20 protein-coding genes are annotated in these 19,999 nt (G+C 72.9%); 11 read left to right on the forward strand and 9 right to left on the reverse strand.

The features are described from left to right. Nucleotides 1-80: 80 nt before the first annotated feature. The 4 genes from V5D56_RS03680 to V5D56_RS03695 all read left to right on the forward strand — a co-directional run bounded on the left by V5D56_RS03680 (nt 81) and on the right by V5D56_RS03695 (nt 2,163). Nucleotides 81-671, forward strand: a complete 591-nt coding sequence (locus V5D56_RS03680; RefSeq protein ID WP_435737715.1) for a recombinase family protein — start codon at nt 81-83, stop codon at nt 669-671. 647 nt (nt 672-1,318) lie between these two features. Then, entirely contained in the window at nt 1,319-1,498 is a 180-nt protein-coding gene (locus tag V5D56_RS03685) for a hypothetical protein (RefSeq protein ID WP_435737716.1), read from the forward strand. Nucleotides 1,499-1,507: 9 nt separating this feature from the next. Then, nucleotides 1,508-1,756 (forward strand): helix-turn-helix domain-containing protein, encoded by a 249-nt coding sequence (locus V5D56_RS03690; protein ID WP_435737717.1) that lies wholly within the window; start codon nt 1,508-1,510, stop codon nt 1,754-1,756. Further along, nucleotides 1,753-2,163, forward strand: a complete 411-nt coding sequence (locus V5D56_RS03695) for a helix-turn-helix transcriptional regulator (RefSeq protein ID WP_435737718.1) — start codon at nt 1,753-1,755, stop codon at nt 2,161-2,163. The genes V5D56_RS03690 and V5D56_RS03695 overlap by 4 nt, the downstream gene beginning before the upstream one ends. 24 nt (nt 2,164-2,187) lie before the next feature. Here V5D56_RS03695 and V5D56_RS03700 read toward each other — a convergent pair whose 3' ends face one another. Beyond that, nucleotides 2,188-3,129, reverse strand: coding sequence for a hypothetical protein (locus V5D56_RS03700; RefSeq protein WP_435737719.1), 942 nt, complete (start codon nt 3,127-3,129; stop codon nt 2,188-2,190). 1,072 nt (nt 3,130-4,201) lie between these two features. Between V5D56_RS03700 and V5D56_RS03705 the strand changes: the two genes are divergently transcribed. The 3 genes from V5D56_RS03705 to V5D56_RS03715 are packed head-to-tail and all read left to right on the forward strand — an operon-like array spanning nt 4,202 to nt 7,636. Further along, a complete protein-coding gene (locus V5D56_RS03705) occupies nt 4,202-4,888 on the forward strand; it encodes a TetR family transcriptional regulator (RefSeq protein WP_435737720.1) in 687 nt (228 codons plus the stop codon). A gap of 52 nt (nt 4,889-4,940) precedes the next feature. Then, entirely contained in the window at nt 4,941-5,966 is a 1,026-nt protein-coding gene (locus tag V5D56_RS03710) for an ABC transporter ATP-binding protein (protein WP_435737721.1), read from the forward strand. Continuing rightward, nucleotides 5,963-7,636, forward strand: a complete 1,674-nt coding sequence (locus V5D56_RS03715; protein WP_435737722.1) for an ABC transporter permease — start codon at nt 5,963-5,965, stop codon at nt 7,634-7,636. The genes V5D56_RS03710 and V5D56_RS03715 overlap by 4 nt, the downstream gene beginning before the upstream one ends. A gap of 21 nt (nt 7,637-7,657) precedes the next feature. Here V5D56_RS03715 and V5D56_RS03720 read toward each other — a convergent pair whose 3' ends face one another. Further along, complete coding sequence (locus V5D56_RS03720; RefSeq protein ID WP_435737723.1) at nt 7,658-8,731, reverse strand: NAD(P)H-binding protein; 1,074 nt, start codon at nt 8,729-8,731, stop codon at nt 7,658-7,660. A 234-nt stretch (nt 8,732-8,965) separates the two neighbouring features. Between V5D56_RS03720 and manD the strand changes: the two genes are divergently transcribed. Further along, a complete protein-coding gene (manD, locus tag V5D56_RS03725; protein WP_435737724.1) occupies nt 8,966-10,192 on the forward strand; it encodes a D-mannonate dehydratase ManD in 1,227 nt (408 codons plus the stop codon). A 39-nt stretch (nt 10,193-10,231) separates the two neighbouring features. On the opposite strand, the gene V5D56_RS03730 is transcribed toward manD, so the two are convergent. The 6 genes from V5D56_RS03730 to V5D56_RS03755 form a co-directional block, all read right to left on the reverse strand. Further along, nucleotides 10,232-10,795, reverse strand: coding sequence for a hypothetical protein (locus V5D56_RS03730; RefSeq protein WP_435737725.1), 564 nt, complete (start codon nt 10,793-10,795; stop codon nt 10,232-10,234). A gap of 137 nt (nt 10,796-10,932) precedes the next feature. Then, complete coding sequence (locus tag V5D56_RS03735; RefSeq protein ID WP_435737726.1) at nt 10,933-11,553, reverse strand: response regulator; 621 nt, start codon at nt 11,551-11,553, stop codon at nt 10,933-10,935. Beyond that, nucleotides 11,550-12,893 (reverse strand): sensor histidine kinase, encoded by a 1,344-nt coding sequence (locus V5D56_RS03740; protein ID WP_435737727.1) that lies wholly within the window; start codon nt 12,891-12,893, stop codon nt 11,550-11,552. The genes V5D56_RS03735 and V5D56_RS03740 overlap by 4 nt, the downstream gene beginning before the upstream one ends. Nucleotides 12,894-12,899: 6 nt before the next feature. Beyond that, nucleotides 12,900-13,694, reverse strand: coding sequence for an ABC transporter permease (locus V5D56_RS03745; protein WP_435737728.1), 795 nt, complete (start codon nt 13,692-13,694; stop codon nt 12,900-12,902). After that, nucleotides 13,694-14,629: an ABC transporter ATP-binding protein gene (locus V5D56_RS03750; RefSeq protein ID WP_435737729.1), complete on the reverse strand. Its 936-nt coding sequence runs from the start codon at nt 14,627-14,629 to the stop codon at nt 13,694-13,696. Before V5D56_RS03750 ends, V5D56_RS03745 begins: the two co-directional genes overlap by 1 nt. A gap of 155 nt (nt 14,630-14,784) precedes the next feature. Continuing rightward, nucleotides 14,785-15,672, reverse strand: a complete 888-nt coding sequence (locus V5D56_RS03755) for a hypothetical protein (protein ID WP_435737730.1) — start codon at nt 15,670-15,672, stop codon at nt 14,785-14,787. Between the two features lie 185 nt (nt 15,673-15,857). Between V5D56_RS03755 and V5D56_RS03760 the strand changes: the two genes are divergently transcribed. The 3 genes from V5D56_RS03760 to V5D56_RS03770 all read left to right on the forward strand — a co-directional run bounded on the left by V5D56_RS03760 (nt 15,858) and on the right by V5D56_RS03770 (nt 17,835). Continuing rightward, nucleotides 15,858-16,541, forward strand: a complete 684-nt coding sequence (locus V5D56_RS03760) for a class I SAM-dependent methyltransferase (RefSeq protein ID WP_435737731.1) — start codon at nt 15,858-15,860, stop codon at nt 16,539-16,541. 101 nt (nt 16,542-16,642) lie between these two features. Beyond that, nucleotides 16,643-17,272: a hypothetical protein gene (locus V5D56_RS03765; RefSeq protein WP_435737732.1), complete on the forward strand. Its 630-nt coding sequence runs from the start codon at nt 16,643-16,645 to the stop codon at nt 17,270-17,272. Next, nucleotides 17,269-17,835, forward strand: a complete 567-nt coding sequence (locus tag V5D56_RS03770) for an RNA polymerase sigma factor (protein ID WP_435737733.1) — start codon at nt 17,269-17,271, stop codon at nt 17,833-17,835. Before V5D56_RS03765 ends, V5D56_RS03770 begins: the two co-directional genes overlap by 4 nt. 15 nt (nt 17,836-17,850) lie before the next feature. On the opposite strand, the gene V5D56_RS03775 is transcribed toward V5D56_RS03770, so the two are convergent. Further along, a complete protein-coding gene (locus V5D56_RS03775; protein ID WP_435737734.1) occupies nt 17,851-19,989 on the reverse strand; it encodes an FAD-binding protein in 2,139 nt (712 codons plus the stop codon). Nucleotides 19,990-19,999: the final 10 nt, after the last annotated feature.

A 19,999-nucleotide genomic window follows, 5' to 3' on the forward strand; every position in this document is an offset into this window, starting at 1 on the left:
GAGGACATGTCGCAGAACTAGTGTCCGAAAACCCCTGGTGTCGCAGAACGCGACCCGGGGGTTTTCGCTACGGTCACCGCATGGCACACACCTACGGGTACGCCCGGGTCTCCACCACGGCGCAGAACCTCGACGCCCAGGTCGACGCGCTCACCGGGCCCGGCGGAGTCGACGAGCGCGACGTCGTCGTGGAGAAGGCCTCCGGGCGCCGCGAGGACCGCCCCGAGCTCGCCCGACTCCTCGCCGGGGTACGCGAGGGGGACACCCTCGTCGTGACGAAGCTCGATCGGCTCGGCCGGTCGGCCGCGCACATCGCGCGCCTGGTGCGCGACCTCGACGACCGCGGCGTGGCGCTCCGGTCGCTCACGGAGACGATCGACACCTCGAGCGCGACCGGGCGGCTCATGGTGCACGTGCTCGCCGCCGTCGCGCAGATGGAAGCCGACCTCGCGAGAGAGCGAACGCTAGACGGTCTCGCCGCTGCCCGCGCCCGGGGCCGCGTCGGCGGCCGCCCGAGCGTCATGACCCCGGACCGCGTCGCGGCCGCGCGTGTCGCACTCGCTGGCGGGCAGTCCCGCGCCGCCGTCGCCCGCGCGCTCGGCGTCTCCCGAGACACGCTGTATCGGCACCTCGGCGCCCTGGGCGCGACCGAGGTCAGCGAGACCCGATGAACCGGGCCTGCTTGCATTGCAGTACGCCCATCGGGTGGCGGTCCCGCCACGATGCGCTCTACTGCTCGGCGCGATGCAGGCAAGCTGCCTACCGCCGGCGCACCAAGGCTGGCGTGCCGGTCGAACTATGGCGAGTGACCTGGGCTGAGTACGCGGGCGACAACGGCCTTGTCGACCTCCTGGCACCGCGTGACCGAGGGCCGGTGTTCGTGGTGGCGTACGCGAAGCCCACGAAGTGCCGTCGCTGCTCCCAAGTCATCAGCGATGACGCTGAGCCCGACCATGAGGACCCGGGGTTAACGCTACTGCGTCCGGACGGCGAGATTGGGCCCTTCTGCTGGACCTTCTGCCTGATCGAAACGAGCCACACCGTGGGCGACCGCACCTGACCGTGTGGTTCCGGTCAGGTGCCAATAATCCCCACGCCCTACGAGAATCCGGCGTCAGAATCACATCGATGGTGTTACGGATCCGCATTCGTGACCTGCGAGAACGCCTGTCGAGCCGGTTAGGTCCCCCCTACATGGTCCAGAGTTGTTCCTGAAGGTTCGGAGCACCACGGGCCGCTCAAGAAACGAGCGGCCCCCTGCTACCAACAGGAGGCCGCTCCGGACCCAACACTCGGGAGAGTTGAAGGGACACTAGACATGACCGTACACCGGGCCCCCGCGCCCACCTGGATTTCCGCTCTCATCGTCGGCGCGGTCGCCGTGACCGCCCTGCTCATCACCGGTGAGCCCTCGCAGGCGGTCGTCGTCACCTCGCCCGTGCTCGTCGCGCTCGGTTCGCCGAAGGGCCGCAAGCCGGACCGGCACGACCCGAGCTAGCCTCGCGTCGTGCCGTACCCGTCGCGTCCCGTGCTCGAGGTGTTGCCGCAGTTCCGCGGCGATGTGAAGCATGGCTCCAACGTGTTCCAGCGGGACCGGTTCGACCGGTTCGTGGCCGAGCAGTACGCGGCCGGCCGATCGCTGCGTGAGCTGGGCGAGCTGACGGGGCGCACGCAGACGGCGGTGCGTCGCAGTCTGGACCGCACGGGCACGCCGCGGCGCGGCCGTGGCGCCCAGCAGATTAGGACGTCGTCGTGAAGTGGCTGTGGACGCCGACCGAGCTCGCGGCCGAGGTCGGGGTCTCGCGGGCCGCGGTGTACGCGTGGTTGCGCGCGACGTTCCCGCGCCCGGTCGACCGGCGGTGGTTGCTCGACGAGGCTATGGCTGCGCGCGTGCGCGAGCGGTTCACCGCGACGGCGCCGATTCGTGAGCGCGAGCCGGGACCGTGCTCGGTCGACGGGTGCGATCGGTCCGCGCACGGGCGGGGGCTGTGCAAGATGCACTACGACCGGTGGTACCGCACCGGGAGCACGGACGGCGTCAGTAGCGGCGCGCACCAGCGGGCCAAGACGCACTGCCCGCACGGGCACGAGTACACGCCGGAGAACACCGTCGTCTACCCGTCGGACGGGCGCCGGCGCTGCCGTGCCTGCCGCGCGAGGTAGCTGGATCCCGGAGGGCGTTCTACGTCAGTTGAAAGCGCCGTTCACAGCCAGTTCAGTGAGTGCTTGAGAGGCGCCGCCGATCGCCGCGGATACGGAGGGAACGCCGATGCGGTCGGCAAGCCTGCGCAGCCGCCCGACCTTCTTGACGACGTCGCCCGTGTCGGGCGAGCCCTGCTCGATAGCGTCCCGAAGTTCCGCGACTGCGTCCATCAGTTCGGAGCGCTGGCCTGCCTCTACTTCGCCGGCCATCTGCTGGACCCGATCCAGGAGCCTCATGGCGTCCTCGACGGTCAGACCCTCCGTGCTGGCCTTCGCCTCAGCTCCGATCGCGAGAGGTCCGTCCGCCTGATGGATCGTCGTGTTGTACACGTCACCAGCCTGACCGAGCCGGTGCTGGACGGCGGCGTCGACCTGGTCCTTGTGCGGCAGAGCGGTCAGCGGCGTGTCGGCGGTGAGGTCAGCGACCAGGTCAACGAGCTGCGTTCGGATCTGCCCGAGGATCCCCGTCAAAGCCGAGCCGCTCGACACATATCGCAAGTTCAGGACGTTCTGGAACGGGCCAAGCTCTTCGTTCCATACCGCCTGCGCGTACGACAGACTTGAGTTCGCGAACGACAATCCGCCGTGGGTCGCTAGTCGCTCCAGTTCCTCGATGGGCTGCTTCAGATCGATCGAGTCGTACACGTACTCCCAACACGCCTGAGGCATGTGGAGACGGTCAACGGTCTGGTTCCTGGTCCAGTAGTTCCCACTCAGCGAGTCCATCGCGATGGTCACCTCGACCTTGCGGTACGCGGGTACCTCATCATCGTCGCCGTACCCGTTGAGTTCCTTGCGCGCCCACTCTCGGAGCGAGTTCGAGCCGGTCTCGGCGCCGAGCATGAGGCATTTGCGGAGCAGCCCGGCGAGCGGCTCGGACTCGTCGAGCAGGCGTTCACGCAGCGAGCGGAGGAGGGTTTCGGTCACGATCGCAGAGTAGATCGTCGTGCCGACTTGGGCCGGGCCCGACTGACGATGCTGTGCGCGCTTGCGGGTGAAAAGCGCCGTCCGCCAGCTGGTGTGGGTAGCTGACTGCCATGCTCTAGTGACGCTCTGAGGACAGAGGAGGGCATCGTGGCGGCCCGCAAGAAGAAGACGTCGAAGGCCAGGGGCCTCACGCTGTTGTGCGGAACGTGCGTCGGTCGCGGCTGGCTTGAGAAGGAGCGGGTCAATCGCTGCGCGTCCTGCCGTGGGACGGGCCTACAGAAACCGCCTGCTTCCGCCGGAACAACGCCTCCCGGAGTTCCACGCGGCAACCCACCAGCGCGACCGCGACGGCAGACGAAGCAGCAGATCAGGGACAGTCAGTACCGTGCAGCACTCGGGCTCCCGGACGACAGCCCTCTACCAAGCTCCATAGGTAATACGGAGGGACACGGAGGGCCGCAGAACGTCCGTCGTGTCCGCAAGATCGGTGGCCCGGCCCCCCGCCGAAAGGCGCGCTGAGGCACGTCGACGATGTAGCCCGGCGCGGCCCGCCGCCCCAGGCGGTCACTGTCCCGTGCAACGTGCCAGGCTGAACCATGGCCGGCGCGAGGGCGATGCCGTACGACGTCGCCCTCGCGCGCGTCGTCGAGCAGATCCCCGCGCCGGGCGCGCTCGAGGGCGGATGCCGCTACGAGCCGAAGTGGGACGGCTACCGCGCGATCGTGTCTCGGCCTGCACGGGCGGCTGGTCCGGCTCGGGGCCCCAGACGGCGGCGAAGAGCGCGAGCCCGGCTCCCCAGACGACGGCGGCGCCCCCGCTCACGAGGCCGACGAACAGGCCGGTGCGCTCGCGACGGACGGGTCGCGGCGCGTCGTGCGGGCCGGGCGGGGCGTGGCGCGCGGTGTCGTGCGGGACGGTCACGGTCGCGGTACCTCCGGGAGATCTGGACGGTAGGCGGCGCCTGCCGACGGTCACGGTACGGCCCCGTCGCAGCGTCCGGGCGGTCGTCCACAGGGCAGCTCGCGCGGTCGCCTCTCGACAGAGCATTGAACACGTGGTTAGCATGTTGAACATGCGTTCAACGACGGCCGGTCGGCCCAGCGGCACGACCTCCGACCTCTCGACCCGCGCCCGCATCCGCGACGCCGCCGTCGAGCGGTTCGCGCGCGACGGCTTCGGCGCCTCGCTGCGCGCGGTCGCGGCCGACGCCGGGGTGAGCGCCGCGCTCGTCGTCCACCACTTCGGGTCCAAGGACGGGCTGCGCGAGGCGTGCGACGAGCACGTCCTCGAGCAGATCCGCACGGCGAAGCACGACGCGATCACCGGGACGGAAGCGGGCGCCTTCCTCCAGTACTTCGCCACCGCCGACCGCTACTCGACAGCCATGGGGTACGTGCTGCGCTCGCTGCTCGACGGCGGTCCGCTCGCCCGGGGCTTCGTCACGCACATGATCGAGGACTCCGAGGAGTACGTCGCCTCGGCGGTCGCCGCGGGCGTCGCCGTCCCCAGCCGCGACGAGCGGCGTCGTGCGCGCTACCTCACGCTGTCGGGCCTCGGCGCGATCCTCCTGTCGGTCACGATCGACCCGCCCGAGGACCTCAGCGACGTGAGCGCCTCGATGCGCCGCTTCTTCGACGAGCTCACGCTCCCCGCCCTGGAGCTGTACACCGAGGGCTTCCTCACGTCCCGCCGCATGCTCGACGAGTACCTCCTCTACGTGGGCGACCCGCCCGCCGGGCCCGGCGCGCCGCCGGCCTGAGCCGGCCCCGCGCCGTCCGCCACGTGCACCCACCGTCGCGAGAAGAGGAACCATGACCACCACCACCCGGGCCTCCGAGGCCCCCGCCATCGAGATCCACGACCTGCGCAAGTCCTTCGGGACGGTCGCCGCCCTCGACGGGCTCGACCTCACGGTCCGTCCCGGCGAGGTCGCCGGCTTCCTCGGCCCCAACGGGGCCGGGAAGTCGACGGCGATCCGCGTCCTGCTCGGGCTCCTGCGAGCCGACTCCGGCTCGGTCCGCCTGCTCGGCGGCGACCCGTGGCGCGACGCCGTCCCGCTGCACCGCCGGCTGGCGTACGTCCCCGGCGACGTCACGCTGTGGCCGAACCTCACGGGCGGCGAGGCGATCGACCTCCTCACCCGCCTGCGGGGTCGCGGCCGCGGCGAGAGCGCCGCCCGGCGCCGCCAGGAGCTGCTCGAGCGCTTCGAGCTGGACCCGACGAAGAAGGCCCGCACGTACTCCAAGGGGAACCGGCAGAAGGTCGCGCTCGTCGCCGCGTTCCTGTCCGACGTCGACCTCCTCGTGCTCGACGAGCCGACCTCGGGCCTCGACCCGCTCATGGAGGCGGTGTTCACCGAGCACGTCCGCGAGGCGAAGGCGTCCGGGACCTCCGTGCTGCTGTCGAGCCACATCCTGTCCGAGGTCGAGAAGGTCTGCGACACCGTGACGATCATCCGCGCCGGGCGCGCGGTCGAGTCCGGCACGCTCGCCGAGCTGCGGCACCTCACCCGGTCCACCGTCACCGCCGTGGTCGACGGCGACCCCTCGCCGCTCGCCGCGATGGACGGGGTCCACGACCTCGCGGCCACCCCCACCGACGCAGGGACGCGCGTCGGGTTCGACGTCGACGACGCGCGCGTGGGGCAGGTCCTGACCGCGCTGAGCGCTCTCGGGGTGCACAGCCTCACCGCGACCCCGCCGTCGCTCGAGGAGCTGTTCCTGCGCCACTACGGCGACGACGTGTCCGCCGACGGTTCCGGCGACACGTCCGACGGCGGGCCCGGCGACCGCGCGACCGGCCGCCACGGCGCTCGCAGCGAGGCAGGTGCGCGATGACGACGACCCTGACGCGACCCGCGACGGCCGGACCCGTGGACCGCGCCACCGGAGGGACGACGCTCACCGGCACGTGGACCCTGGTCCGGTCGATCCTGCGGCGCGACCGGGTGCGGCTCGCGGTGTGGTCCGGGTCCGTCGTGCTGTTCTACGCCTACTTCACCTTCGCCCTCGACACGCTGTTCGCCGACCCCGCCGCCCAGCAGGGCCGCGCCGCCGTCATGGAGACGCCGGCCGGGATCGTCATGGGTGGTCCCGGCTACGGGATCGACCACTACACGACCGGCGTCGCGATGGCGAACGAGGGCATCACGTGGGTCGTGCTGGCGCTCGCGCTGTTCAGCATCCTGCACGTCGTGCGCCACACGCGCGCCGAGGAGGAGTCGAACCGCGCGGAGCTCGTGCGCGCCGCGCCCGTCGGCCGTCACGCGCCCGCCGTCGCGGCCACGATCACGCTCGTGGTCGCCCAGCTCGTCATCGCGACCCTGTCCGCGCTGACGATGGTCGGCACGGGCGGGCTCGCCGTCGTCGACTCGTTCGCGATGACCCTCGGGTCGGCGCTCAGCGCCATGGTGTTCGGTGCGGTGGCCCTGGTGCTGTGCCAGGTCACCGAGCACGCGCGCACCGCGACGGGGCTGAGCCTCGCCGTGCTGGGGATCGCGTTCGTGGTCCGCGCCGCGGGCGACATGCGCGAGCTCGGCGGGAGCGCGCTGTCCTGGTTCTCGCCGATCGCGTGGGCGCAGCAGATGCGCGCGTTCGTCGACCTGCGCTGGTGGCCGGCGCTGCTGAGCGTCGTCGCGGTCGCGCTCCTCCTGTGGCTCGCGTCCGCGCTCGCGTCGCACCGCGACTTCGGTGGCGGCCTGCTCGCGACGCGCGGTGGTCGGGCGACGGCGCGCGCCACGCTGCGCGGTCCCGTGTCGCTGGCCTGGCTCCAGCAGCGCTCCGCCCTGCTGTGGTCGTGCCTCGGGCTCGGCCTGATGTGGTTCGCGTCGGGCACGATGCTCCCCGACATCGACGAGATGGTCGGCGGCATCGCGCAGGACAACCCCACCGTCGCGGCGATCTTCGGGGCGGACCCCGACCAGTTCACCCTCGGCTTCCTCGGCGTGATGATGCTCTACGGCGCGCTGTGCTGCGCCGCGTACGCCGTCGTCATGGGGCTGCGGCCCAAGGCGGAGGAGTCGGCGGGCCGGGCCGAGGTCGTGCTCGCGCTGCCCGTCTCCCGGCCGCGCTGGCTGGGCGCGCAGCTCCTCGTCGCGGGCGTCGGCACGGCCGTGCTCCTCGCCGTGAGCGTCTACGCGGTGTGGCTCGGGGCCGTGGCGGTCGACGGCGGCGGCCCCGACCTGGGCGCCTACACCACCGTGCTCGTGAGCTACCTCCCGGCTGTCCTGGTGTACCTCGCGCTCACCGCGGCGCTCTACGCCTGGGTTCCGCGCGCGACCGGGGCGGGCTGGGCGCTGCTCGCCTACACGTTCGTGATCGGCATGTTCGGCGAGCTGATCGAGGACCTGCCCGACGCCGCGCGCTGGGTCTCCCCGTTCCACTGGGTGCCCACGGCGTTCAGCGAGGACCTCGACCCGGCCTACCTCCTGGGGCTGTCCGCCGTCGTCGTGCTCCTCGTCGGCGCGGCGCTCGTCGGCTTCCGACGGCGGGACGTCGCCTCGACCTGACCGCCACGTCCCGCTCGTCGCTCAGACCGGTGCGTCGAGCGGGACGTCCAGCGTGAGGTGGTCGGACAGGGCGGCGAGGAAGTCCCGCGCGTCGAAGGCCGCCCCCGCAGAGACGACGCCCGTCGCCCTGGTCCGGCCCGTGACGAGGCGTTCGACCGCCTCGACCGCGAGCGGTGCGGTGACGGCGTAGATGTCCCGGCCGCTCGCGACGGCGCGCCGCTCGACACCGCCCCTGCGCACCCGGGCGTCGACGACGAACGTCTGGTCGGAGCGACCCTCCGCGTCCACGGCGACCGGGGAGGACGCGTCGGGGGCGGAGAGGTCCGCGGCCGCGACCGCCGCCATGGAGGTCCGCACCTCGGGGACGTCCAGGTGGCTCGGGACCGTCACGACGTCCGCCATGGTGAACTCGCCGATGACGGCCTGTGCACCGAGCGGCTCCGGGAAGACCCACTCCAGCGTCGGCAGCGCGTCGTCGTGGTACTCGAGCCGCCCGCCCGTGTAGCGGACGCGACGCCCACCGCGTCGCCGGCCCGAGACCGCACCCGCCGCGAGCGTGCCCGCCGTGGGATGCCAGCTGCTCAGCCCGTACGCGACGTGCACCTCGTCCGCAGAGTCCCAGTCGCCCGCCGCCGTGGTCACCAGCAGATCGCCGAGACCGCCGAAGAACGCCATCGCGGGGACCACGAGCGCACCGACGGCGCGGGCCTGGTCCCCGAAGTGCGCGAACGTGTCGACGTTCGCCTCGATCTCCGCCGCCACGTCGACGTACGGGATCCCCGCGCGCAGCGCGGCCTCGACGAGCGGGGCGGCGGTCGTGGCGAACGGGCCGGCGCAGTTGATCACGGCGGCCGCGCCGGCGAGGGCGCGGTCCAGCGAGGCCGGGTCCTCCACCGACGCCTGTCGCGCCTCGAGGCCCGGTCGGTCCTGCGTCAGTGCTGCCAGCCGGTCCCGGTCGCGACCGAGCAGGAGCGGCCGGTAACCGCGCCCGGCGAGCTCCGCGACGACGAACCGTCCCGTGTGCCCGGTGGCGCCGTACACCGCGACGACCTGACCGGGACCCTGGCTGTGACCTGCGCGTTCGACGTCGTCCATGACGAGGATCATGCCCGATCACCGCGCCGGCTCCCAGGGTCCGGAACGACAGGAACCGTCCATTTCCTGCCAACGCGGTGTCGCGCGTCGCGGGCCCGGTCGTCGTCCGGCGGGCGGACCCGAGCGCCGTCGCGACGGCGTCCCGCCCGTTGCTACGGTCGTGCGGACGCGCGCCGGGGACCCGGGCGCCGAGGACCATCCCGCACCACCACGGACCACCTGAATCGAGCAGCCATGAGGATCGTCGACGCGCAGGTCGTCGTCACCAGCCCCGGACGCAACTTCGTCACCCTGAAGCTCACGACGGACGACGGCGTCACGGGCCTCGGCGACGCGACGCTCAACGGCCGCGAGCTCGCCGTCGTCTCCTACCTGCGCGACCACGTGGCCCCGCTCCTCGTCGGGCTCGACCCGCACCGGATCGAGGACACGTGGCAGTCGCTGTACCGCGGGGCGTACTGGCGGCGCGGCCCGGTGACGATGGCCGCCATCGCCGCCGTCGACGTCGCGCTGTGGGACATCAAGGCCAAGGTCGCCGGGCTCCCGCTGTACCAGCTGCTCGGCGGCGCCTCGCGCGAACGGGTCCGCACCTACGGCCACGCCAACGGCCGCGACGTCCCCGAGCTGCTCGACTCGGTCCGCGCACGTCTGGCCGAGGGCTACCAGGCCGTGCGCGTGCAGACCGGCGTCCCCGGGCTGAAGGTCGTCTACGGCGTGCACGACGGCACGGCGATCGCCGCGGAGGCCGACGGCGCCCGGCTGGACCAGCGGGTGCGTCCCGTCGTCGAGGACTGGGACACCGCCGGCTACCTGCGACACCTGCCCCGCGTGCTGGAGGCCGTGCGGAACGAGTTCGGTCCCGAGCTGCCTCTGCTCCACGACGCGCACCACCGGCTCACGCCGCAGCAGGCCGCGCGGCTCGGCAAGGAGATCGAGCAGTACGACCTGTTCTGGCTCGAGGACTGCACCCCTGCGGAGAACCAGCAGGGCCTGCGGCTCATCCGTCAGCACACGACGACGCCCCTCGCCATCGGCGAGGTGTTCAACACCGTGCACGACTACCAGACGCTCCTCGACGAGCAGCTCGTCGACTACGTCCGGTCGGCCGTGACGCACTTCGGCGGCGTCACGCCGCTGCGCAAGCTCTTCGACTACGCGGCGCTGCGGCAGGTCAAGAGCGCCATCCACGGCCCCGAGGACATCTCACCCGTCGGCATGGCGGCCGCGATCCATCTCGACCTCGCCATCCACAACTTCGGCATCCAGGAGTACTCCGGGTACACCGACCGTACGCACGAGGTCTTCCGGCACGCCTTCACGTTCGACGACGGCCACCTCCACCCGGGCGAGACGCCCGGGATCGGCGTCGAGCTCGACGAGGAGCTGGCCGCCGCGCACCCCTACGCGCCGGCCTACCTGCCCGTCAACCGCCTCGCGGACGGGACGGTGCACGACTGGTGAGACGAGCCGTCCCCGGGCTCGTGCGGCCGACCGTCGAGGTCAGCCGAACTGCTGCATCGTCTGCACGGCCGTCACCGCGCCGAGGATGAACCCGAGCGCCGTGCAGCCGATCGCCACGCCGAGGGCGATCTTCGCCGTCTTCTCGTTCCGCTTGACCGCGAGCGCGGAGAACACGATCGCGAGCACGCCGAACACGATGGGCAGGAAGATCACCGCGATCGGGCTGAACACGTAGGCCAGGATCGTGCGCCAGCTCAGGGGCTGCGGGCCGGCGGGGGCGGCGTACGGGGCGTAGCCGGCGGCGCCTCCGTAGGGCGACCCGTACGGCTGGCCCTGCGACGGGTACGCACCGTACGGCTGGCCGGCCGCCGGAGGGGAGGCCACCGGAGGTGCCTGGGGCGCCATCTGCCCGTAGGCCGGCTGGACCGGCTGCCCGTAGGCGGGCTGCGCAGGCTGACCGTAGGCGTCGGGCTGCGCGGGCTGCCCGTAGGCGGGCTGCGCGGGCTGGCCGTAGCCGGACTGGTCCTGCCCGTACGGGGCGGGGTTCTGCGGGGGCTGAGGGGCGTCGCCGCCCTGGTACGGCTGGTACGGGGGCTGGCTCACGACGTCGTTCCTTCGTCCCGGTGGGTTCTGCGGCGTGCACGGCAGACTGCGCCGTCCGGCGCGCTTCGAAGGGTAGCGCCTCCCGGCGTCGCTCCGCGGCCCTCTTTCGCGCCCTCCGGCGCGCGCTCGAGCAGGCGTCAGGTGAGCAGCCGACGGCGGTAGCCCTCGCCCACCGCAGAGGCCCGGTCACGGACGCCGAGCTTGTCGTAGATGTGCTGCAGATGGGTCTTGATGCTGGCCTCGCCGATGAACAGCGCCGCGGCGGCCTCACGGTTGGAGCTGCCGTTCGCGACCAGCTGGAGCACCTCCCTCTCGCGCTCGGTCAGCGTGCCGGCGCCGGGTCGGCGCACCTGCCCCATGAGGTGCTGCGTCACCGACGGTGCGAGCACCGGTTCTCCGCGCGCTGCCGCACGGACCGCTCGGATCAGCTCGTCGGGCAGCGCGTCCTTCAGGAGATAGCCGATCGCACCCGCCTCGATCGCCGGCAGGACGTCGCTCTCGCTGTCGAAGGTGGTCAGGATCAGCACCCGGGTGTCCGGGGCCTGCTCGCGCAGGGCAGCCGTCGCGGCGACGCCGTCCGTGCCGGGCATCCGCAGGTCCATGAGCACGACGTCCGCTGCGAGGGCCATCGCCCGGTCGACGCCCTCGGCGCCGTCACCCGCCTCGCCGACCACGAGGACGTCCTCGGTGTCCGCGAAGGTGTCGCGGAGGCCACCCCGCACGACCGGGTGGTCGTCGACGATCAGGAGCCGGATCATCGGTCGACCTCCGCCGCCCTGGCGCCCGCGGGCGCGATCGCCGGGACGCGCGCGCTCACGGACGTCCCGTCGCCCGGTGCGCTCTGCACCTCGACGTGCCCGCCGACGCCTCGGATGCGCTGGCGCATGCTCGTGAGGCCGAAGCCGGTGCCGTCCTCGTCCGCGAACCCGCGCCCGTCGTCGCGCACGTCCAAGAGCACCTCGGTGCCTGTGTACGACAGCGTGACACCGACACGTGACGCGTCCGCGTGCTTCGCGACGTTGGTCAGCGACTCCTGCGCCACCCGGAAGAGCGACACCTCGATCGCCGGGCTCAGGGGCTCCCGGGTGCCGGTGACCTCCACCCGCGTGGCGATCCCCTGGTCCTGCGACCATCGCTCGGCCAGCGTCCGGAGCGCGTCCGGGAGCTGCGCCCTCCCTAGCTCCTGCGGAGCGAGCGCCTGCACGGACCGCCTGGCCTCGGTCAGGCTGCTGCGCGCGAGCCGCAGGGCGCGGGCGACGTGCTCGTCGCTCTCGCCCCGCGCCCCCGTGGAGCGCTCCGCGGCCTGGAGCTGAGTGATGATGCCGGCGAGGCCCTGGGCCAGGGTGTCGTGGATCTCGCCGGCCAGTCGCTGCCGCTCGTCCTGGACCCCCGACTCCCGGGCCTGGGCGACGAGCTGCGCGTGGAGCCCGGCGTTCTCGTGCAGGGCCGCCTCCAGCCGCTCGACGAGCTCCTCGCGCTTGCGCTCCTCCGGTTCGCTGCGCGCCGTCAGCACGATGCCCACCCCGATGGCCGCGGTCTGCACGGCCACGATGAGGAGGAACTCCGCGAGCACCTCCGAGCTCGGGTCGGCCCACACGCTCATCGCCGCGCCGTTGAGGACCACGGAGGTGACGAGGACCCCGAGCACCCCCACCGGCCACGGCCTGAGCAGGTACGCCTGGAAGAAGCCCGCGACGGTGACGACGAGGAACACGTCGGACACGGTCATGAGGACGACGCACAGCGCCAACAGCCCGACGAGGTAGATGCCGGCCGGCACCGGCCGGAGCGCCCTTCTCCGGAGCGGCAGCGTCTGGCCGAACAGCACCCACAGAGCCGTGGCCGCGACGAGCCCGAGGACCACGGCCCCCTCGGGCCAGAAGCCGTCACCCGAGGCCGGGAGGACCCTGGAGAAGTAGATCGCCGTCGAGATCGTCAGGAGGAGCCACGGCGTGACGAGCTGCAGGAGGTCCCAGACCCGCAGCTGCTCCTGCCGCCAGGCGAGGCGTGAGCGGTTCGCGGCCTCCGCCTCGCGCGTGACGACCGACGCGAGCGTCGCGGAGCTCGGGCGCTCGCCGGCCCCGGGGTCCCCCGTCATCGACACCTACTCCCAGCGGAAGAGCTTCGCGGCGATCGCGCTCGCGCTCACCGCGATCCCCGCCATTATGGCAATCTGCAACCAGAACGGCTGGCCACCGGCGGCGGCGGTGACCTCGCCCGCCGCGGGTGACCACGCCGCGGTGAGAGCCTGCAGTCCGGGCGGGACGAGCTCGCCGACCTCACGCAGCACGTCGGGCATGAGGACGCGGGGCAGGAAGGCCCCGCCGAAGAACATCAGCGCGACGAACAGGACGGTGCCGACCTGGTTCGCGGCGCTGCTCGTGCGGACCACGGCCGCGGAGATCATGCCGATCCCGAGCAGCGCCGCGTAGCCGACGACGAAGGCGACGGCGAACTCGAAGGGCCGCTCGGGCGGCGCGATGTCCAGCACCGCCCACGCGACGACGATCAGGAGCGTCGCCGAGACGACCACCGACGCGAACGCGACGACCATCTGCGCGAGCAGGACGCTCCGCGGGTGCAAGGGGGTGGTCGACAGCCTGCGCAGAATGCCGCGCTCACGGTAGGTCGCGATCACCGACGGGACGTGCTGCACGGCGATCATCACCATCCCGAACACCAGCGCGGTCGGCGCCCAGACGTCGATGGCCCGCAGCCCGCCGGTCTCCGGCGACGCCTCCCTGAGCGCCGGGACGGCGCCCAGCCCGAGCAGGAGTCCCGCCGGGAACAGCACGCCGAAGAGGACGGTGGCAGAGTCCCGGAGGAAGAGCTTCGCCTCGACCGTGACCGTCTTCAGCCGGGTGCGCGGCCGCAGGGCGTGGGTGGTGACCGTGGACATCAGTCGACCGTCCTCTCGGAGAGCTCCGGGGATCGCGGGACGCGTCCCGTGAAGGCCACGAACGCGTCATCGAGGGTGCTCTGGTCGACGCGCAGGTCTTCCGCCACGACCTGCGCCCTGGCGAGGGCGCCCGCGACGCTGCTCACGAGCTGTCCCGTGCCGGTGACCACCCAGCGGCCCTCGGTGACCGCGACGTCGGACACCCCGGGGAGGCCGGCGAGGACGCTCCGGTCCAGCGGCTGGCTCACGCGGAAGCGGATCTGCTGCACCGCGCTCGACCGCGCGATCAGTCCTGCCGGCGTGTCCACCGCCACGACCCGGCCTCTGTCGATGACGGCGACCCGGTCGCTGAGGCGCTCCGCCTCGTCCATGAAGTGCGTGACGAGGAGGATCGTGACGCCCGTGTCCCGGACCCGCTCGACCAGGTCCCAGGTGTCCCGCCTCGCCTGCGGGTCCAGTCCTGTCGTGAGCTCGTCGAGGATCGCGACCTGCGGCTTGCCCACCAGCGCGAGCGCGACGGAGAGCCGCTGCTTCTGCCCGCCGGACAGCGCCTTGTACTGCGTGTCGCGCTTGTCGGTGAGCCCGAGGAGGTCCATGAGCTCGCGCCAGTCGGCGGGGTCCCGGTAGAAGGAGCTGTAGAGGTCGAGCGCCTCCGCGACCTTGATCGCGTCGGGGAAGCTGCTCTCCTGGAGCTGCACGCCGAGCCGCTCACGCAGCTCCGCCCGGTCCTCGACCGGGTCGAGCCCCAGCACGGAGATCGTGCCCGAGTCGGGCGTCCGCAGGCCGGCGATGCTCTCGACAGTCGTCGTCTTGCCGGCGCCGTTGGGCCCGATGATGCCGAAGATCTCCCCCTCGTCGACGGTGAAGGAGACGTCGTCGACGGCGACGTGCTCCCCGTAGCGCTTGTGCAGGTGTCGTACGTCCAACGCGGTCATGCCGCGACGCTACGGAGGCACCGCACCCGGCCACATCCACCGTGGCGTCCGAGCCGCGGTGGATCCGCGCATCCACCGTTCGGTGGACGGGGCCCTGAGGACCGCACGGACGCCTGGTCACTTGTCCCGTCACAGGGTCTGGTCAGCCGGTTCCCTCACCCGGTCTGGACGACCTCCGCCGCGGCGACGGCGGAGGGTGCGGGGGGTGCCGCCCCGATCCAGACGGCGACCGCGCCGGTCGAGAGCAGCGCCGCCAGGACCACGGCGGCGACCGCGGTGCCGATCGTGCGCCGCGAGAGCGGGCGCGGCGGCTCGGGCTCTGCGGCGACCTGCTCCCGCGCCGAGCGGGCCGTGTCGCGCAGGCCCTGGCCGATCTGACCCAGCTCGTCCGGCCCGGCACCCTGGGCCGAGCGCACGGACCACCTGATCGCGGTCCGCCCTGCGGCGTCGAGCTCACGGAGGAACATGACGCCGGACTCCGTCGTCCGGGAGGACACGGCGATCTTCACGTGGTCCACCACGTCCGTGACACGGGTGACCTCGTCCCACCTCCACACCCGGGTGCGTCCCTCAGAGCCGTGGAACCGCGCCGCCCGGTCCGTCAGCAGCAGCACGCCCGTCGTCCCCACCACCGCGGGCACCGTGGCACCCCCCTCGCGGCGGGGCTCGACGAGGCGGACGTCGTTGAGGACCGCCCGGACCCTCTCGTCGTCCGGGACGCGCGGGTCGGCCCAGCTGCCGGTCGCGCCGTCGATCATCGCGAGCACCCGGTCGGCGGCGTCCTCGTCGAACGGCGGCGGCGGGTCCTGCGCGCGGCGCGAGCGCAGCCACAGCCGTCGCGCTCCGACCGCTGCCAGGACGAGCACGTAGAGGACCTCGAAGGCCCAGGCCAGGACCGACCGCTGCGGCGACGGCAGCCCGGCGCCCAGCTGCACCGCGAGCCAGGCGCCCAGGTGGTACGGCCACGCGAGCACGAAGTAGCCGACCGCCACCCCGATCAGGATGACGGTCAGCGTGCCGCCACCGGTCCGCTTCTTCTCCACCAGGCTGTCCTTCGAGGCTCAGCACGCGAGGGAGCGACCCGTCGCGTGGTCGGGGGTTGCGCGCCCACCGTAGACGACGGCGGTCGTGGCCGGGTGGTCCGACCGGCGACCCCGAGAACCTCGTCGGTGCGCTGCAACCCGACGGCCGCTTGTCGACGTCCGGCAGCCTGGCTACGGTCGACGCCATGGCACAGCCCCGTTCCTGGCAGTCCGAGACCGCGCGGCTGGGCAACGCCGACCCGACCGACCCGACCGGCTGGTTCGAGCGGCTCTGGGCGTCGGCGCGCGACGGTGACGTCACGACGCCGTGGGACCGGGACGACCCGCACCCGGCGCTCGCCTCGTGGGCCGGACCGACCCGCCCGGGTCACGCGACGGGGACGGGTCGCGCGACCGGGACGGCCGTCGTCGTCGGGTGCGGGCTCGGGGCCGACGCCGAGCACCTCGCCCGGCTCGGGTACGAGACGACCGCGTTCGACATCTCGCCCACCGCGGTCGCCGCGGCCCGCGGACGGAACGCCGGCTCACCGGTGACCTACGCCGTCGGGGACCTGCTCGACCTGCCGGACGCGTGGACCGGCGCCTTCGACCTCGTCGTCGAGATCTACACCGTCCAGGCGGTGAACCGCAGCGTCCGCGAGGAGCTGACGGCCGGCGTCCGCTCCCTGGTCGCGCCGGGAGGCACCCTGCTGGCGGTCCAGGCCGTCGCGCGCGAGCGCGACGACGAGGGCCCGCCCTGGCCGCTGACCCGCGCGGAGATCGAGGCGTTCGGCCGGGACGGTCTCTCGGTCGTCTCGATCGAGGAGCTCGCCGTCCCGGGCTCGCCCGGTCGGCCCGGGATCTGGCGGGCGGAGCTCCGCCGGGCCTGAGCCCGACGTCGCGCAGCGGTCCGGTGGTGTCGACGCCCGTGTGGACGCCTGGTGTCTGGTCGGACACGTAGAGGGTGAGAACACCCTTCGAGGAGGACCCCATGAACGACCTGGACACCCTGCTGCGCTCCGCCGACCCGGGGCGGACGAGCCCGCACGCCCGTGACGCCGCCGAGAGGCTCGCCGCCACCGCTCCCCTGCTCGCCACCACCGCGCCCGACGACCGGTCCGCGGGGCGGCGCGTCACCCGCCCGGTCCTCGTCACCGCCGTGGGCGGCGCGCTCGTCCTCACGGGCGGCCTGGCGGTCGCCGCGCCCTCGTTGCTCGACCTCTTCGGCGCCGGCTCGCCCGTGGTCGAGACCGTCGAGCTCGAGGTCCCCGGTGGCTCGTGCTCCGTGTTCCTCAACGTCGTCCCCGCCGACGGCGCGGTGCACGCCGACTCGTCCGGCGGCGAGACGAGCGGGGGATCCGCGGAGACCTTCGACCAGGCGGAGTTCGACGCCGTCGAGGCGTTCCTGCGCACCCACGACTGGAGCGACGTCATGGCCGAGGCGGCGCCCTTCGGCGGCACCTCCGTCACCTCGGACGGGAGCGAGGGCGGCACGGTCGAGGGGAGCTTCACGAGCGTCAAGGAACCCGTCGAGGAGGTCCTGGCCGCGCACGGGCTGAACGCCACGGGCTCGGCGATCCTCGTCGAGTCGGCCGAGTGCGGCGCGGGGACGCTGCCATGACTCGCCGCGCGGTCGCGGGCGGTGCCGACCACGACCGGTCCGCGGAGGACGCGATGCGGATCAACGCCGCCGACCTGCTCGCGTACCTCGTGCGCCGGCTCGACCCCCAGGACGCGCCCGACGTGCTGGGTACCGTGTTCGCCACCGCCTGGCGGCGGCGGGCGGACCTGCCGACGGACCCGGAGCGGGCGCGGATGTGGCTGTTCGGCATCGCGCGGCGCTCGACCGCCAACCACCGGAGGTCGCGCGCACGGGCCGACGCGCTCACGGCACGGCTGTCCGACGCGCTGCGCGTCGACCCCGCCCCGGTGGTGGATCGGGACGACGCCGGCCCTGCCGTCCGTGACGCCGTCGCCGAGCTGCCCGCGCGCCAGCGGGAGCTGGTGCGGCTCGTCCACTGGGACGGGTTCACGCTGACCCAGGCCGCCGAGATCGCCGGCATCCGGGCGTCGACGGCGCGCACCCACTACGCCAGGGCGCGGCGCACGCTGGAGACCGCGCTGGGCGGCCTGCGCCCCGGCGCGCGCACGGATCACCACCTCGGGGTGGTCCCCTCCAGGTGACGTCGGACGGCGCTCCTAGAGCACGTTGCCGTGCTCCCGGAAGTCGCGCCAGACGTTCTCGAAGAAGTCGTCGTCGGCCGGGAGCGGTCGCCGCGGGCGCCACCGGAAGACCGGGACGCCCGCGGCGTCGGCGGCGTCGCGCGGGACCACCGGCACCCACGGGGCCGACGGGGACGCCTCGTCGGCGGCCGGGACGGTCCCGCCCGGCGCTACCCACGCGGTCTCCTGGACCTCCTCGTCGAGCGCACCGCGGTCGAGCCGGAAGCGGTAGAGGTCGGGCAGGTCGAGCTCGCGCTCCGCGTCGTCGCCGTACCCGACGAGGGGCAGGTCGCCCTCGGCGTCCGTGTACAGGACCGACCCGCGCGAGCGCCCGCCGTGGGCGACGTAGTCGGCCATGGCCGAGAGGTAGACGTACGCGCTCGTGAGGATGTCGCGCACGAGGAACGTCCGGTTCACGGCGCGCCGCGACCCGGCGTCGGCGCTGACCAGGTCCTCGTAGCCGGTGAGCCACGCGTGGACCTGGTCGAGCGCCTCGCGGATCGACGCCTCCGACCGCACCGGTCCGGCCTTCTCGCTCATGAGCCGCTGCACGTCGCGCAGCAGGTCGCCGGTGTTGTCCGGCACGCCCGCGGCCACGCGGCCCGTCGCACGGGCCGTGAGGTCCAGCGCGGCGGCGAGCACCGGCGCCGCCACGTCGGTGAACGCGGCCTCGTCGGACGGCTTCTCGTCGCGGCGCGCCGCGATGAACTGCGCGGCGCGCGTCGCCCCGACCTGGCCGCTGTTGAGCGCCGCGCCACCCGGCCGGTAGACGCCGTGCGCGCCGCCGGCCTCGCCGACGGGGAAGAACCCGGCGACGTTCGACTGCCACCACGCGTCGACCACGAGACCGCCGTTGTTGTGCTGCGCGCACACGTCGACCTCGAGCATCTCCTTCTCGAGGTCCACGTACGGGTTCTTGTCGAGGTAGAACTGGTACGCGGGCTCGTTCATGCGCCGCAGCCGCTCGATCGGCGTGCCGAACAGGACGCCGGCCTTCTCGAGGTACTGGTACGCCTCGGGCGCGAGCGCGGTCGGGTCGAAGTCCTCGCGCACGGGGTTGCGCCGGAAGTCGAGGAACACGCGGCGCCCGCGCAGCACCGTCTCCCGGTACACGAGCAGGTCGATCAGGCTCGACCCGTCGCGCGCCTTGCGGATGTCGAACGGCCACTGGTAGCCCTTGAGGAACACGAGGGTCAGGAGCCGCCCGTAGTCGGTGATCGCCTCGGTGAGGAACTCGCGCTCGTCCCCGCCGTCGGCGTCGGTCGAGACGAACCGCGGCACGACCTGCATATACGTCCCCGACACGTTCCACCGGGGCTTGGTCGACGCGAGCCCGAACTGCCACTCGGTGAGGTTCTTTCCGTGCACGCCGGCGCGGTAGGCAGCACCCGAGGCGCCCCACTGCCCGTTGGGGAACACCCGCGTGGCGTACATGCCCGCGGGTCCGCCCGTGGCGTAGACGAGGTTCGTGCAGCGGAACAGCAACCAGGGGCTCTCGGCGCCGTCGTGCGGCACGTCCGTCCGCAGCACGAGCAGGCCCGCGACGCGGCGCGCGCCCGGCCCGCCGTGCGGGTCCGGCGCCGTGACGACGTCGACGACGCGGCACTCGTCGAACACGCGCGTGCCGTCGGCCTGGACCTTCTTCTCGAGCTTCTCGACCATCGTCCGGCTCGTGTACGGGCCGACCGAGGTCGCACGCCGACGCGGGTCGTGGTCCGTCTTGTACCCGATGAACTCGCCGAACCGGTTCTGCGGGAACGGCACACCGAGGTCGACGAGGTGGAGGAAACCGCGCGCCGAGAGCGCCGCCTCCGCGAGCGCGTTGTCGCCGTCCATGGCGCCGCCCGAGAACAGCGTCTGCGCCATCTCGCGCACCGAGTCGTCGTCGCCGCCCGAGAGCGTGAGCTTGTAGTACGTCTGCTTGTCGGAGCCCGCGTTGCGCGACGCCCCGGCGTGGATCTTGTCGGCGACCATGACGACGTCGTCGTGGCCGAACTGGACCAGGCGGTCCGCCGCGCAGTAGCCGGCGGACCCGGTGCCGACGACGACGGTCGTGGCGGTCACCACGGGGACGTCGTGACCGGCGATGCGGAGGATCTCGGGGTCGTGGCTCATGGGTGCTCCC

Origin of the sequence: Cellulosimicrobium sp. PMB13, assembly GCF_051294865.1 — a bacterium.
GTDB lineage: Bacteria > Actinomycetota > Actinomycetes > Actinomycetales > Cellulomonadaceae > Cellulosimicrobium.

Coding starts and splice junctions, on each gene's coding strand:
- V5D56_RS03680 (WP_435737715.1), top strand. CDS start 81: ATGGCACACACCTACGGGTACGCCCGGGTCTCCACCACGGCGCAGAAC.
- V5D56_RS03685 (WP_435737716.1), top strand. CDS start 1,319: ATGACCGTACACCGGGCCCCCGCGCCCACCTGGATTTCCGCTCTCATC.
- V5D56_RS03705 (WP_435737720.1), top strand. CDS start 4,202: ATGCGTTCAACGACGGCCGGTCGGCCCAGCGGCACGACCTCCGACCTC.
- V5D56_RS03710 (WP_435737721.1), top strand. CDS start 4,941: ATGACCACCACCACCCGGGCCTCCGAGGCCCCCGCCATCGAGATCCAC.
- V5D56_RS03715 (WP_435737722.1), top strand. CDS start 5,963: ATGACGACGACCCTGACGCGACCCGCGACGGCCGGACCCGTGGACCGC.
- V5D56_RS03720 (WP_435737723.1), bottom strand. CDS start 8,731: ATGGACGACGTCGAACGCGCAGGTCACAGCCAGGGTCCCGGTCAGGTC.
- manD (WP_435737724.1), top strand. CDS start 8,966: ATGAGGATCGTCGACGCGCAGGTCGTCGTCACCAGCCCCGGACGCAAC.
- V5D56_RS03735 (WP_435737726.1), bottom strand. CDS start 11,553: ATGATCCGGCTCCTGATCGTCGACGACCACCCGGTCGTGCGGGGTGGC.
- V5D56_RS03740 (WP_435737727.1), bottom strand. CDS start 12,893: ATGACGGGGGACCCCGGGGCCGGCGAGCGCCCGAGCTCCGCGACGCTC.
- V5D56_RS03745 (WP_435737728.1), bottom strand. CDS start 13,694: ATGTCCACGGTCACCACCCACGCCCTGCGGCCGCGCACCCGGCTGAAG.
- V5D56_RS03750 (WP_435737729.1), bottom strand. CDS start 14,629: ATGACCGCGTTGGACGTACGACACCTGCACAAGCGCTACGGGGAGCAC.
- V5D56_RS03760 (WP_435737731.1), top strand. CDS start 15,858: ATGGCACAGCCCCGTTCCTGGCAGTCCGAGACCGCGCGGCTGGGCAAC.
- V5D56_RS03765 (WP_435737732.1), top strand. CDS start 16,643: ATGAACGACCTGGACACCCTGCTGCGCTCCGCCGACCCGGGGCGGACG.
- V5D56_RS03770 (WP_435737733.1), top strand. CDS start 17,269: ATGACTCGCCGCGCGGTCGCGGGCGGTGCCGACCACGACCGGTCCGCG.
- V5D56_RS03775 (WP_435737734.1), bottom strand. CDS start 19,989: ATGAGCCACGACCCCGAGATCCTCCGCATCGCCGGTCACGACGTCCCC.